We start from the raw sequence: 13,971 nt of genomic DNA on the forward strand, positions 1-13,971 counted from the left end.
TTCGGCGAGAACGTGTGTCACGGTGTTCTTCGCCCGGTCATCCCGCCTGCACGCCCAGTACATCTGCCCCTGGCACCGTAAATTCATGAACGCTGAGCTGGTCGTATCCATTTCCGGGATCAGGGACACCACTCGGGACGCGGCGATCGAGTTCGCCGCCGAGATGGACCAGCGCGGTGTGCCACTGTCGCTGCTCGTGGCGCCCCGATTGAAGGGCAAGTACAAGCTGGTCGATGATCCGGCGACGCAGGCGTGGCTGCGCGGCCGCCGGGCCCGCGGCGACGCGATCGTGCTGCACGGCTACGACCAGGCGGCGACCAAGCGCCGCCGGGCCGAATTCGCCACGCTGCCAAGGCATGAGGCGCGGCTGCGGCTCACCGCGGCGGATCGGGTGATGGAGCGGGTGGAGTTGCGCACTCGCCTGTTCGCCGCGCCGCGCTGGGACGCCTCCGTCGGCGCCATCGAGGCGCTGCCCGAGGTCGGCTTCCGGGTCGCGCTCGGCCTGACCTCGATCCTGGACCTGGAACACAATGTGGCACAGAAGGTTCGGGTGTACGGCATCGGCGAGGGCTTCCGCGCCGAACCGTGGTGGTGTCGCGCGCTGGTGATGGGCGCCGCGCGCACCGCGCGCCGTGGCGGCATGCTGCGCCTCGCGGTGTCGGCCGCACAACTGGAACGTTCCGGCCCGCGCCAGGCCATGCTCGACGCCGTCGACCTGGCCCTGTTCCACGGCGCGACCGGTACCGTCTACCGCTGGGAACCGCCCGCCATCGCGCGCGCGGCCTGAAAGACGCCGCGGCGTGGTGTGGTCGGGCACCGCGGCTCCGTGGTTATCGGCACCGCCGAGCGTGGCCGATCGGCGCCGCCGCTCGTGAAATGGCGTAAATCGAGCGGCGGCGCTCCAGCGTCGGCTCGCTCACGCGGGCTCGATCTTCTTGTCCGGCACCACCGCTCGCGCGCTGTGCGTGAACCCGCCCGCCTCCTGCCGGGTGAGCGAGGTCGAAAACGGATGCTGCACCAGCTGTTTCATGCACCGCTCGAAGTCGGCCAGCAGCAGCTCGGCCATGTCGACGGTGAAGCCGTGCCGGATCACCGCGCGCATGATCGTCTCGTCCTCCCGGTCCGCCGGTAGCGGATACGCGGCGATCAGCCAGCCCCTGCTGCGCAGCCGGTCCGACAGGTCGTACAGGTTGAACCCGGGATCACCGATCAATCGCCACGCCACCGCGGTGATGCCCCGGCGCGGGTCACCGTCGTGGATCATCTCGAACACCCCGAGCTCGCGCAGCCCGGCCGCCAGATGCTGGGCCGCGCTGTAGATGGCGGACTGGACGCGGGTGTATCCGGTGCGGCCGAGCCGGATGAACTCGTAGTACTGGGTGATGGCCTGTCCGCCGGGCCGCGAGAAATTCAGGTTGAACGTGCCGATGCTCCCGCCGAGGTAGTCCACGTCGAAGATCAGCTCGGCGGGCAGGTCGGCCGCCTCGCGCCAGATCGCCCAGCCGACGCCGAGCGGCGCGAGCCCGGTCTTGTGGCCCGAGGCGTTGATCGACTTCACCCGCGGCAGCCGGAAATCCCACGCCAGGTCCGACGCGGTGAACGGGGCGAGGAAGCCGCCGCTCGCCGCGTCGACGTGGATCGGGATATCCAACCCGGTCGACTCTTGCAGCTGATCGAGGGCGCGGCTGATCCCGGCGACATCCTCGAACAACCCGGTGAACGTCTGCCCGAAGGTCGGCACCACCATGATGGTTCGCTCGTCGCAGTAGGCGGCCACGTCGTCCGGGTGCATGGTCAGGCGGTCGCCGCGCAGTGGGATCTGGCGGATCTCGACGTCGAAGTATCTCGAGAATTTTTCCCAACAGACCTGCACCGGCCCGCACACGAAGTTGGGTGTGCCGGTGCCGCCGCGTTGCCGCCAGCGGAACTTGGCGGCCAGCCCGCCGAGCATCGCGGCCTCGCTGGACCCGGTGGTCGAGGTGCCGTGCGTGCCCGCCGGATCGGGGGAGTGCCACAGGTCGGCGATCATCCGGACGCAGCGTCGCTCGAGCTCGGCGGTCTGCGGATATTCGTCCTTGTCGACGATGTTCTTGTCGAGCGCTTCGACCATCACCCTGCGGGCTTGATCGTCCACCCAGGTGGTGCAGAAGGTGGCCAGGTTCATCCGCGAGACGCCGTCGAGCATGAGCTCGTCGTGCACGATCTCGTAGGCGACCTCGGCGAAGAGTTCGTGGTCCGGGAAACCGGCCTTGGGCGCGACCCGGCTCATGCCGGGTAGGGCGAACAGGTCGTCGGAGTCTGCGCTGTGGGACATCGGGTGGCCTCCGGAGTATCGGCTCGCGTGGTGGTACCGAACTGCAGTCACCCAACACAATCACACCGAGGTCGATCGAGCAGCCGGTGCCGTCGCCGGAAGTCGGGCGACACGGACTGCTCGGTCGACTAGATTTCCAGCTCTGTATCAGTTGGTTCGTGCGAGAGTGGGACAGCGGCGCTGTCGGCCGCTGCCGCCCGGACCGTCCCGGCATTCGGGTGCGCGACATGGAGCGCGACGACACGAAGAAGTGAGGCGCTGGCAATGACCGACGATTCCCGCACCGCCGAGCTGCGCGCGAAGGTAGCCGCGCTCATGCCACAGGCGAAAACCGATCTGACGCAGCTTGTTTCGTTCAAATCGGTGGCCGACGCCCGCCAGTTCCCGCCGGAGGAATGCGAGCGGGCCGCGCAGTGGGTCGCGGACGCGTTCGTCGCGGCGGGCCTGACCAGGGCCGGGCTGCACGAGACGCCGGACGGCAGCAAGGCCGTCATCGCCGCCCGCCCCGCGCCGCCCGGCGCGCCGACGGTGCTGCTGTACTGCCACTACGACGTGCAGCCGCCGCTGGACAGCGCGGCCTGGCGCACGCCGGTCTGGGAGCTGACCGAGAAGAACGGCCGCTGGTACGGCCGCGGCGCCGCCGACTGCAAGGGCAATATCGTCATGCACCTGACCGCCCTGCGCGCGCTCGGGCCCGACCTGCCGCTCGGTGTCATGGTGGTCGCCGAGGGTTCCGAGGAGCAGGGCACCGGCGGGCTGGAGCGTTTCGTCGAGGCCAACCCGGATCTGTTGCGGGCGAACGCGATCCTGATCGGCGACTGCGGCAACTTCGCCGCGGGCGTGCCGACGCTGACCGAAACGTTGCGCGGCAGCGTGAGTGTCGTCGTCACCATCCGAACCCTCACCGGCCCTTTGCATTCCGGCATGTTCGGCGGACCGTCGCCGGACGCGCTCGCCGCGCTGATCCACCTGCTCGCCACGCTGCGCGACGAGCACGGCAACACCACGGTGGCCGGGCTGCCGAACGATCAGCGCTGGTCCGGCGTGCAGTACCCGGAGGATCAATACCGTACCGACGCAGGCGTATTGCGCGGCGTCGAGCTGATCGGTGACGGCACCGTCGCCGACATGCTCTGGGCGCGACCGGCTTTGACGGTGCTCGGGATCGACGTCCCGCCGGTGGTCGGCTCGGCCGCCGCCATCCAACCGTCGGCCCGCGCCAGGCTCAGCCTGCGTATCCCGCCGGGCACCGATCCGGAGCAGGCGCACAAGGCGCTCGTCGCGCACCTCGAGGCGAACACCCCGTGGAATGCCGAGCTCACCATCGAACCGGAGGGCATCGGCGCGCCGTTCCGTTCCGGCGCGGGCGGTCCGGCGCGCGAGGCGATGGAGACCGCGCTGGCCGTCTCGTACGGTCGCGCGGCGACCACCCAGGGGCAGGGTGGCTCGATTCCGCTGTGCAACGTCTTCGCCGACACCTATCCGGACGCCGAGATCATGCTGCTCGGCGTCGAGGAACCGACGTGCCTGATCCACGCCCCCAACGAGAGCGTGGATCCGTCCGAGATCGAGCACATGGCCTTGGCCGAGGCGCTGTTCCTGCTGAACTACGCCGAGCAACCCGGATAGCGCCGTGCCTAGCCGGAAGCGCTAGAACTCGCGCTGGTCTTCCGGCTCGACCACGGTGAATTCCGTGCCGGCCGGACCCATTTCGGACAACCGGCCGAAGTAGATGCCCTGCGCCGCCTGCTCGATGATGCCGTAGTGGATGGGCAGCGCGGTGCGCGGCGCGACCGCACGCAGGTAGTCCACCGCCTCGCTGAGCTTCATCCACGGCGCGGCCGCCGGGATCGCGAGCACGCCGACCTGGACCGGCGGCACCCACAGCGAGTCGCCGGGATGCACGAGCTGCGCCGGATCGTCGGGGGTGCCGAGCTGGAACACGGTGTTGTCCACCACCGGGATCTCCGGGTGGATCACCGCGTGCCTGCCGCCGCCTCCGGTGATCTGCAGATCGCCCAGCGTGAGCACGTTGCCGGCGTGCACCGCCTCCCACTTTTCCTCGCGCTGCTGCGCGGTCTGCGGATCGGCGAGCAGCCGGGCGCCGGGGTTGGCGTCGACCAGCGCCTCGATCCGGTTGGGATCGATGTGGTCCGGATGCTGATGGGTGATCGCGATGGCGTCCAGATCGGTGAGGCCCTCGAAGCCGTGCGAGAAGGTGCCCGGGTCGAACAGCACCTTCTTGCCGTGTAGCTCGACGAGGAGGCAGGAGTGGCCGAAGTGAGCTATGCGCATTCCGCCATGTTATTGCGCGACCAGAATTCGGGCATGCGGTGCGGATTTTGGCCGACCCCGGGGACGGCGCGGGCAACCAGCACAACTACGCTGCTCAGGTAACCCCCCCACCACCACATGAGGAGCAACGCGTGGCACGAGTCGTGGTCGAGGTGATGCCGAAGGCCGAGATCCTGGACCCCCAGGGACAGGCCATCGTCGGTGCGCTCCCGCGCCTGGGATTCGAGGGCATCTCGGATGTACGGCAGGGCAAGCGATTCGAACTCGACGTCGACGACAGTGTCGGTGACGCCGAGCTCGAGCAGATCGCGGAGGCACTGCTGTGCAACACCGTGATCGAGGAGTGGAAAGTCACCCGGCTGTCATGACGGCCCGTATCGGAGTCATCACGTTTCCGGGCACGCTCGACGATGTCGACGCGGCCCGGGCGGTGCGCCTGGCCGGTGCCGAGGCGGTCAGTCTCTGGCACGCGGACGCGGATCTGAAGAACGTCGACGCGGTGATCGTGCCCGGCGGCTTCTCCTACGGTGACTACCTGCGCGCGGGCGCCATCGCCCGGTTCGCGCCAGTGATGGGTGAGGTCGTGCGTGCCGCGAAGACCGGTCTGCCGGTCCTCGGCATCTGCAATGGCTTCCAGGTGCTGTGTGAAGCGGGTCTGCTGCCCGGCGCGCTGACCCGCAACGAGGGACTGCACTTCATCTGCCGCGACGAGTGGCTGCGGGTGGAATCGGCGTCGACCGTGTGGACCTCGCGCTACGAGGCCGGTGCCCAGATCTTGATCCCGTTGAAGTCCGGCGAGGGTCGCTTCCAGGCCTCCGCCGCCGTGCTGGACGAGTTGGAGGGCGAGGGCCGGGTGGTCTTCCGCTACGCGGGCGACAACCCGAACGGTTCGCAGCGCGGCATCGCGGGCATCGCCTCGGCCGACGGCCGCATCGTCGGCCTGATGCCGCACCCTGAACACGCCACCGAGGCACTGACCGGCCCGAGCGACGACGGCCTCGGCCTGTTCCTCTCGGTGCTGGACACCCTGGTCTCCGCGTAACCGCGTAAGCCACCAAGAGCCGCACACTTTTCGATCCACCGCGCCGATCAACGCGGGAGTTCGAAGAGGGTGCGGCTCAGGTGATTCTGGCGACGATATCGAAGCGGACGCCGTTGGCACGGGCGATATAGCCGTGCTGGATGGCTTGGTTGCCTTGGAAGGCGCGCTGCCCGCCCGGGGTCTCCAGCAGCACGCCGTGGTCGATCGCGCCGAGCACATCGGGTACCCGCAGCGAGCCCACCGCGTGTGCGAGCCCAGCCAGCGTGTGAATGGCCTCGTAGGTCATGTTGCTGAAACTGGTCAGCGCCGGCGCGAATTCGCCGTGCAGTTTGCGATAGCGGTCGACCCGGTCCCGTCCGTCCGAGGTGTGCTCGTCGATGAAGAAGCTCGACGCGACATAGAAGTTGTGGTTGGCGCTCGCACCGCCCGCCAGTAACACGTTCTCGTCGGCGGCGGGGCTGATCCGGAGCTGCTCGGCGGCCCGCCCGGTCGCGGCGAACTGCCGGTTGAACCGGGACACATCCGCGCCGACCATCAGGATCACCACGCCGTCGGCCTGGTCGAGCGCCGGATGATTCAGGAAGTCGCCGAAATCGGGTGCGCCGAGCGGGACGAATCGCTCCAGCACCACGTCGGCGGGGTCGGTCAGGCTGTTGCGGATGGCTTTGGCCGACTCCCGCGGCCAGATGTAGTCGTTGCCGATGATGGCCCAGCGGCGCACCCCGTGCTCGCGCGCGAGCCAGCGCAGAGCGGGCAGTGTCTGGCCCGCCGGGTGCTCGCCCAGCATCAGTACACCGGGTAGCTCGTCCGGTAGGCCCTCGTGCCCGGTGGCGAATAAATAGGGCACCCGGCTGTCGGTCGCCCGGGCCACCACCCGGCGCACCGCGGAGGTGTGCCAGCCGGTGATCGCATCGACCATGCCGGTGGCAAGCAGCGCGGAAACCTCGCTGGCCACCTCGTGCGGCGGACGCCCGCCATCGATATTCGTAGTACGAATTTCGCGCCCGAGAATTCCTGTGCCCCGGTTGATTTCGTCGACCGCAAGGGAAATCGCCGCGTCGCAGGAGGGGGCCACGATACCGCCTGGTCCCTGCATCGGGACTATGTTCAGGATCTCGATAGTGCCCTCTGGGCTCTCGCCGAACGCCGGCATTCGGTACTCTTCTTCTCGTTAGAGCGAAATTCATGGCAGGCAGGAATAACAATGACGACCATTGTAAGCGGATATTCGACGCTGCATGGTGCGCTGCGTGCCGCGGAACGCGGTTGGCTGCGTCACTTGGACGCCGCACTGTGTGCCAGGCAGCTCACACCCGACCAGTGGTCGATGTTGTCGAATCTCTCCAGTGAGACCGGCATCACCATGAGCGAGCTAGCGGCCAGGTCGCAGCTCGCCCCGTCCTCGGCGACCAGGCACGCGGACTACCTGGCCGAGCGCGGTCTGATCTTCCGGCTGGCGGCGCAGGACGACCGCAGGCGGATCCTGATCGGGCTGAGCCGGCTCGGCGCGGAGTTGGTCGCTTCGGTGCGGGCCGAGGAGGCGCGGGCGGAGCAGGAACTGCGGTCCCGGATCGGTGCGCGCCGCTACACCGAACTGATGCGTTTGCTGGAACTCGTTTCAGCGAACCCCGAGTAGCGCTAATTCAGCGGACGAATGTCCCGAAAGTCCGATCCGTGGTGATTGCCGCGATCGGCCGCCCCCTCGTCAATTCTGTGTGGAATTGATTGACCGCGAACGATTCGGTAGATCCGAAGCGTAAACCTTTCTGATTCGCGTCGTTGACGCGACGGCATCCGTGTGATTGCGATCCGTGCATCGCGATCGTGCTGGCCGTTCCGGTCTCCCGTTGTGTCCTGTGGCGTCCTTTGTCGGCCGGTGGGCCGAGTTTCCACTCCTGCGCTTTTGCATATATCGCGGGATGGATGGTATGGGGATTGCCGGATGGGCTGCGTTCGATGGATTTGCTTGCGCCGGTTGAGCATTCGGCTGGCCGGTCGATCGTCCAATTCGATTAATGAGTATTGGCGTCCAATTAAATTCACCGCCCAGAACGGGGGTGTGTCGTTGAATTTGCCGACACGCCGAGTCGGTTCGAGGTTTGTTCCTCGACAGTTGGCATGATCACCAACGCTAAGTCATCCATGGATCGACCTACTATCAGGAGGAACAATGCTGCTGCCCGTGGTTGGAAGTATGGCCGGAGCCGCTGTTGCCGCACTGACCGTCATTCTCGGTATCATCATCGCGGTCATCTAACTTTCCAACCGACCGAGTTCGTCAAACGCCTCCGATGTGAGGCAACGTCGGCTACTTTCTGATATGTCGAGGAAGTCGACAGTCTGAAATCGGCGGTGGCGTCCGCCACCGATCGATCAAATGGTTCGACCTACTATCAGGAGGAACAATGCTGCTCCCCGTCGTTGGAAGTATGGCCGGTGCCGCTGTTGCCGCTCTGACCGTGATTCTCGGCATCATCATCGCGGTCGTCTAGCTCACTGAGCTGATCGAGATCACGAAGCCGCCTCCGCAGTGAGGCGGCCTCGGCCGATTTTCTTATCGGCCACCAATGTTCTACAGTCTTCAATCGGCAGTCGGCGTCATCGCTACTGCTCGATCAATTGATCCACCGACAAACAGGAGAAAAAATGCTGCTCCCCGGTGTTGGTAGTTTCCTCGGTGCTGCTGTCGCGGCCCTCGGCGTGATTCTGGCGATCATCATCGCCGTCGTCTAGTCAGCAGCCTTTCAGCTAGCTGAGTTCGTGAAATGCCTCCTCGGTGAGGCGAACCTCGGCTGATTCGCTGTGGTCGAGGCAGCTCGACATCTGATCAAGCTCGACCGACAAACAGGAGGAACTGTGCTTCTGCCCGGTGTTGGTAGTTTTCTGGGTGCTGCCGTTGCGGCCCTCGGCGTGATTCTCGCAATCATCATCGCCGTCGTCTAGCTAGATACCGTCCGGCCGGCTGAGGTCGAGATCGTGCCGGATGCTCCGCATCATCGAGCGTCCGACTGGAAGTCTCCGAGCAGGCCGAGATCATGAACGCCTCCCGAGTGAGGCTGTTCGACATTCACAAGCCACAAACTGGCAATGATGACCACTGCGCATCGCAGTGGATCAATCCATAAACAGGAGGAAGAATGCTGCTCCCCGGTGTTGGTAGTTTTCTCGGTGCTGCTGTTGCGGCCCTCGGTGTGATTCTGGCGATCATCATCGCGGTCGTCTAGTTTGCACCCGCCCGGCTGGGCCCCTGCCTAGCCGGACAGATATATCGAGATCGTGCCGGACGCACTGCAGGCGTCCGGCACGATCTCGTTTTCGGGTATAGGTATGTCCGAGAAAACCGCACTGTATTGCTGACGCGCCTGCGTGGGTAACTCTCGATGTCGTAGCTCGGAGCACCCGGCGGCGCTTTCCCCGCCACGTCCCCCACGGTCTGCCTTGTCCCGCACGGTGACTCACGCCCGCCGAACGCAAAGAAGGACCGGGCGGCCGATGTAGCGGGCCGTACCCGGTCCTCCAGGACCTGTCTAGCAGCTGGTCGGTAGCGGTTTAGGCAGGCAGGCCCATGCCGTGCGCGAGCACCGGCCAGGACGCCTTCAGCTCGTCCTGCCAGTAGCCCCACGAGTGCGTGCCCGAATCGCGCAGCGCGTAGGTCGCCGGGATGCCGAGTTCGTTCAGCCTGGTCCGCAGATTCTGCGCGCAGTTGTTGGTGGCCGCCTCGATCATGCCGCCGATCAGGATCTGATTGGCAAGGCCGCTCACGCCCGGCTGGGTGTGCGGGCCGTCGAGGGTGTCATAACGGCCGGGCAGGCCGTTGCCCGACGAAATGTACAGTTCCGTGCCGCGCAGCCCTTCGGCGTTGACGTACGGATCGTTGGCGATCCAATCGGGCGATCCGGTCGGCCCCCACATGTTCTCGTGGTTGGCATTGCCGTACCCGTCGACCACGAATTTCACGAACCGGGAACCGAGCGGGTCGCTGGTCTGGGCGCAACCGCTATAGGCAGCAGCCGCTTTGAAGAGACCGGGCTTGGCGATGGGCAGCGCAAGCACCGTGGTGGCCGAGGTGGAGATGCCCGCGATGGAATTCACGCCATTGGTGCCGAGTGCCGCGTCGATGATCGGCGGCAGTTCCTCGGTCAGGTAGGTCTTCCACTTGTTGCGCCCGAGTACCGGGTCATCCTTGATCCAGTCGGTGTAATAACTGAACATGCCACCGATGGGCAGCACCAGGTTGACGTTTTTGTCCGCCATGAACTGCCGGGCGTCGCTTTGCGCCTGCCAGGAGGCGATATCGATGCCGCCGCCTGCGCCGCTCAGCAGATACAGGGCGGGCCTTGGCACCGAGGTATCCGCGGGCAGCTGAATCTCGACCGGGAAGGTCTTGTCCATTGCCGCGGAATAAACCTGAAGTCGGATATTGCGATCGTCGATGGACTCGGTGCCGGTTATCCGCGAGCCGTCGGGTGAAGTAACCGAAGTGGTTACCAGTTTCGCGTCGGTGGCCGGATCGGCCGTGGCCGTCGATACCCCCAATGTTGTCATAGCGCAGGCGATCAGTCCGGACGCCGCGATGGTGGCTACGGAACGTGATCTGCGGGAGTTGTGCGCTTCTGCGTTTACGCTCCAATTCATAGGACAAGCTTTTAGCACGTCGCTCGTACTGTTCGTGCGGCGACACGATGTAATGTCCGAATTACGTAGAATGGCTTACGAACTGGTCAGTTGACATGCGGCGGTATCGGTTGCCGTCAAGTGGCGCAACGATGTTCGACGCGCCAACGACCCGTGACTCGTCCGTTCGGAAATATTCAGGGCGATTCGCCCATGTCCGGCAGGCAAAGCACGCTCGGCAAATGCGGCGTAAACGTGCGCTGACCGGACTCGGTAGGTGGTCTGTCTAATTCCTTGGGTACCATCACCGCCGGGGTATTCAGCCCCGAACATCCGATCGAGCTCTCCGAAGGGTGAATTCATGAAGATGCTCAACCCGCGTTACGCCTTCGCCACTCTCGCCATCAGCGGGATCGCCGCAGGTGCTTCGTTGTTCGGAACGGGAATTGCGTCTGCGGATATGATCGGCGATCTGTCGCCGCTGCTCACCTCGCAGTGCTCCTTCGCGCAAATTGATGGCGCCATCCACACGGAACTGCCGGAGATGGCCGCGCGCCTGGATGCCTCGCCGATGCAGAAGGGCATGCTGAAGATGGCCTACGAGGTCGCGCCGGAGATGCGGGCGAACACGCTGCAGCAGCTGGTCGGCCAGAAGGTGACCAACGGTCTGGACCAGGCGCTGGGCGAGAGCCCGGACCTCGGCGCCAAGATGGGCCGGGTCGGCGCGACCTGCGACACGTACGCCAAGTAGTTCGGCTCCACCAGTTGTACCGAGCAGCAGCAGGATGACTTAGCACAGGATGACTTAGCGGATGACTTAGCAGGTAGTAGGTGGGCAGGTCGGCGTTCGCGCCTGGCGGGAACGCCACCGGCCCTGCCCTGATCAGCACCTTCCGTGCACAAGATCACCGGACCCTAGGATCGCAGCATGCCCGTTTCCACCACTGCTGCCACGGCCACCGGGTTGTGCGCGTTCATCGATGAGTCGCCCTCGCCCTTCCACGTCTGCCGGACGTTGGCGGCCGAACTGGACGCGAACGGTTTCACCCGCCTCGACGAATCGGCACCGTGGCCATCGGACGGCCCGAGCAAGCACTACGTGGTGCGCGGCGGCTCGCTGATCGCGTGGGCGACAGCCGACGCCGCGGGGGTGACGCCGTTCCGGGTCGTCGGCGCGCACACCGACAGTCCGAACCTGCGCGTCAAACAGCATCCCGATCTGGCGTCGGCCGGCTGGCAGCTGGTCGGCCTCGAGCCCTACGGCGGCGCGTGGCTCAATTCCTGGCTCGACCGCGAGCTCGGCATCTCCGGGCGGCTCACCGTGCGCGCCGGAGACACGGTGCGCGAGCAGTTGATTCGCATCGATGAGCCGATTCTGCGCGTGCCGCAGCTGGCCATTCACCTGTCCGACGACCGCAAGGGCGTCACGCTGGATCCGCAGCGGCACGTCAACGCGGTGTGGGGCGTCGGCCGCGAGCCCCGTTCGTTCCTGGCCTTCGTCGCCGAGCACGCGGACCTCGACCCCGCCACGCTGCTCGGCTGGGAACTGATGACGCACGACCTGGCGTCGAGCCGAATCGTCGGCCGCGACCAGGATCTGGTCAGCGCGCCCCGGCTGGACAACCAGGTCACCTGCTACGCGGGCCTGCAGGCCTTCCTCGCCGCGGTCGAAGAACCGGGCGCGGCCATTCCCGTGTTCGCCACGTTCGACCACGAGGAGGTCGGCAGCCAGTCCGATCGCGGCGCCCAGTCCGATCTGCTGCCGACGGTGCTGGAACGGATCGTGCTGTCGCGCGGCGGCGATCGCTCCGAATTCTTTGCCGCCGTGGCCGCTTCGGTCTGCGCCTCCGGCGACATGGCGCATGCGACGCACCCCAACTACCCCGAGCGGCACGAGCCCGCCCACCGGATCCAGGTGAACGGCGGACCGGTGCTCAAGGTCAACCAGAACCTGCGCTACGCCACCGACGCCGTCGGGGCGGGCGCGTTCGCGCTGGCGTGCGCGCAGGCGGGAGTTCCGTTGCAGCGCTACGTGCATCGCGCCGATCTGCCGTGCGGCTCCACCATCGGCCCGATGACGGCCGCGGGTACCGGCATGACGACGGTCGACGTGGGCGCGGCCCAGCTGGCCATGCATTCGGCGCGCGAAATCATGGGCGCCGCCGACATTCCGGCCTACGCCGCGGCGCTGGCGGCCTTCCTGACGCCTGCCGTCACCGGGTGATAGGTCGCCACCGCGACGACGAACACCGCGAGGGTGGCGAGCACGTAACTGCTGCCGATGAGCTGCTGCCACCAGGCCCAGCCGAGTTCCTTGTCCTCGGAGTGCGGCAGCAGCCACTGCGGTCCGATGATGAACATGACGGTGAGCACGCCGACGGAGCCCAGGAACAGCGGGCTGCGTCGGCCGCGCACGATCGCGTCCGCCGTCACCACCAGCGCGGGCGCGATCCACACCCAGTGGTGTGACCAGGAGATCGGCGAAACCAGCAGCACCACCGCGGCATTCACCATCAGCGCGGCCACGTTCGCGCCCGCGTCGATCAGCCGGTGCATCCAGACGGCGGCCAGTGCGACCGCCACCAGCGACAAGGCGATCCAGAGCAGAGTGGCCAGCGAGTCCGAGACGCCGAGCCGGAACACCATGCCCTTGATCGACTGGTTGCCCGCGAAGTACGGCGGCCCGATCCGGCCGGTGTCGGCGAGGGTGTGGAACCAGTACTCGGCCGAATCACTTGGGAACAGCAGGAAACCCAGGCCGATCGCCCCGATCGCGGAGACGACCAGCGTGCCCGCCGCCTTCCAGTCCCTGCGCAGCAGGAAGTACAGCAGGTAGCCGCCGGGAATCAGCTTCACCGACACCGCGATGCCGATCAGCATGCCGCGCGGCCAGAATGGCTTGCGCACCAGGCAGTCCAGCGTGATCGCGGCCATCAGGACCAGGTTGATCTGGCCGAAGCCGAAGGTCTGGCGCAGCGGTTCGAAGGTCTGCAGCAGCGCGACCACGCCGATGACGATCGTCGCGGTGGTGACCCGGGGCAGCTCGGGCCGGATCCGCGCGAGCACCACCCACAGCGTGGCGCCGAGGCTGGCCAGCGAGGTCACCACGACCAGCACCTCGGCCACCGGCAACGGGATCAGCGCGAGCGGCGCGAAGAACAGCGCGGCGAGCGGGGGATAGGTGAACGGCAACCCGATTCCGGCGACCGGCGGCATCGGCCCGTAGAGCTCGCCGTCGTCGAGCCAGACCCGGGCGCCGTTGCGGTACACCTGCAGATCGATGTAGCCGGACCACCAGTGGACCAGTAGCGACAGCGCCGCGGACGCGGCGAACAGGCCGATCGCGGCCAGCAGCCAGCGTCGTTGCTCGCGCGACAACGGCACGCGCGCGGAGCTGGTCGGCTCGGTGGCTGTCGGTTCGGCGGACGCACCGCCATTCAGGTTCTTCGAGGCAACCGGCTCAGCGGAATCCGCAACCCCCGATCGTTCGTTCACGGGCTCAGAGTATCTGTGACCGGTGGTGTGACCCCCGTCGGCGCGCGCGGTCCCGATCTCAGCGAGTGACCTGGCGCACAGGAAAACGGCGAACCGGGCGTGAGGCCGATGCGCCACGCTGCCCACCAAAGGTCACGGCTAAACTTCCAGGCGAATCCCCAGCTTCGCGCTCCCGGCCCGAAAGGACCCCTGACATGGTCGGGTCAAGCGC

Annotated in this window: 12 protein-coding genes; 7 read left to right on the forward strand and 5 right to left on the reverse strand. The window is 66.5% G+C overall.

Annotated elements, in window-relative coordinates:
• Positions 1-85: 85 nt before the first annotated feature.
• A complete protein-coding gene (locus ACIBK2_RS07835; protein ID WP_396964844.1) occupies positions 86-787 on the forward strand; it encodes a DUF2334 domain-containing protein in 702 nt (233 codons plus the stop codon).
• Between the two features lie 129 nt (positions 788-916).
• Here ACIBK2_RS07835 and ACIBK2_RS07840 read toward each other — a convergent pair whose 3' ends face one another.
• Positions 917-2,314: a glutamate decarboxylase gene (locus ACIBK2_RS07840; RefSeq protein WP_396964846.1), complete on the reverse strand. Its 1,398-nt coding sequence runs from the start codon at positions 2,312-2,314 to the stop codon at positions 917-919.
• 264 nt (positions 2,315-2,578) lie between these two features.
• Here ACIBK2_RS07840 and ACIBK2_RS07845 point away from each other — a divergent pair, with 264 nt between their 5' ends.
• The gene (locus ACIBK2_RS07845) at positions 2,579-3,943 is read left to right on the forward strand and encodes a dipeptidase (protein WP_396964848.1); all 1,365 of its coding nucleotides are present in this window, start codon (positions 2,579-2,581) and stop codon (positions 3,941-3,943) included.
• 21 nt (positions 3,944-3,964) lie between these two features.
• On the opposite strand, the gene ACIBK2_RS07850 is transcribed toward ACIBK2_RS07845, so the two are convergent.
• Positions 3,965-4,609 carry an MBL fold metallo-hydrolase gene (locus tag ACIBK2_RS07850; protein WP_396964851.1) on the reverse strand — a complete coding sequence of 215 codons (645 nt, stop codon included), beginning with the start codon at positions 4,607-4,609 and terminating at the stop codon, positions 3,965-3,967.
• Between the two features lie 131 nt (positions 4,610-4,740).
• Here ACIBK2_RS07850 and purS point away from each other — a divergent pair, with 131 nt between their 5' ends.
• Complete coding sequence (gene purS, locus ACIBK2_RS07855; RefSeq protein ID WP_150403849.1) at positions 4,741-4,977, forward strand: phosphoribosylformylglycinamidine synthase subunit PurS; 237 nt, start codon at positions 4,741-4,743, stop codon at positions 4,975-4,977.
• A complete protein-coding gene (gene purQ / locus ACIBK2_RS07860; RefSeq protein ID WP_357379557.1) occupies positions 4,974-5,651 on the forward strand; it encodes a phosphoribosylformylglycinamidine synthase subunit PurQ in 678 nt (225 codons plus the stop codon). Before purS ends, purQ begins: the two co-directional genes overlap by 4 nt.
• 76 nt (positions 5,652-5,727) lie before the next feature.
• Here purQ and ACIBK2_RS07865 read toward each other — a convergent pair whose 3' ends face one another.
• On the reverse strand, positions 5,728-6,804 hold the full coding sequence (locus tag ACIBK2_RS07865) for a substrate-binding domain-containing protein (protein ID WP_396964854.1): 1,077 nt from the start codon (positions 6,802-6,804) through the stop codon (positions 5,728-5,730).
• 51 nt (positions 6,805-6,855) lie between these two features.
• On the opposite strand from ACIBK2_RS07865, the gene ACIBK2_RS07870 reads away from it, so the two are divergent.
• Positions 6,856-7,287 carry a MarR family transcriptional regulator gene (locus ACIBK2_RS07870; protein WP_357379553.1) on the forward strand — a complete coding sequence of 144 codons (432 nt, stop codon included), beginning with the start codon at positions 6,856-6,858 and terminating at the stop codon, positions 7,285-7,287.
• 1,913 nt (positions 7,288-9,200) lie between these two features.
• Here ACIBK2_RS07870 and ACIBK2_RS07875 read toward each other — a convergent pair.
• Positions 9,201-10,196, reverse strand: a complete 996-nt coding sequence (locus ACIBK2_RS07875) for an alpha/beta hydrolase (RefSeq protein WP_396964856.1) — start codon at positions 10,194-10,196, stop codon at positions 9,201-9,203.
• A gap of 430 nt (positions 10,197-10,626) precedes the next feature.
• Between ACIBK2_RS07875 and ACIBK2_RS07880 the strand changes: the two genes are divergently transcribed.
• Both ACIBK2_RS07880 and ACIBK2_RS07885 read left to right on the forward strand, forming a co-directional pair.
• Positions 10,627-11,016: a hemophore-related protein gene (locus ACIBK2_RS07880; RefSeq protein WP_396964858.1), complete on the forward strand. Its 390-nt coding sequence runs from the start codon at positions 10,627-10,629 to the stop codon at positions 11,014-11,016.
• Between the two features lie 177 nt (positions 11,017-11,193).
• Positions 11,194-12,489, forward strand: coding sequence for a M18 family aminopeptidase (locus ACIBK2_RS07885; protein ID WP_396964860.1), 1,296 nt, complete (start codon positions 11,194-11,196; stop codon positions 12,487-12,489).
• Here ACIBK2_RS07885 and ACIBK2_RS07890 read toward each other — a convergent pair.
• The gene (locus tag ACIBK2_RS07890) at positions 12,441-13,760 is read right to left on the reverse strand and encodes a glycosyltransferase 87 family protein (protein ID WP_396964862.1); all 1,320 of its coding nucleotides are present in this window, start codon (positions 13,758-13,760) and stop codon (positions 12,441-12,443) included. The two genes, ACIBK2_RS07885 and ACIBK2_RS07890, sit on opposite strands and share 49 nt — an antisense overlap.
• Between the last annotated feature and the right edge of the window lie 211 nt (positions 13,761-13,971).

The organism is Nocardia sp. NPDC050175, assembly GCF_044459885.1.
Taxonomy (GTDB): domain Bacteria; phylum Actinomycetota; class Actinomycetes; order Mycobacteriales; family Mycobacteriaceae; genus Nocardia.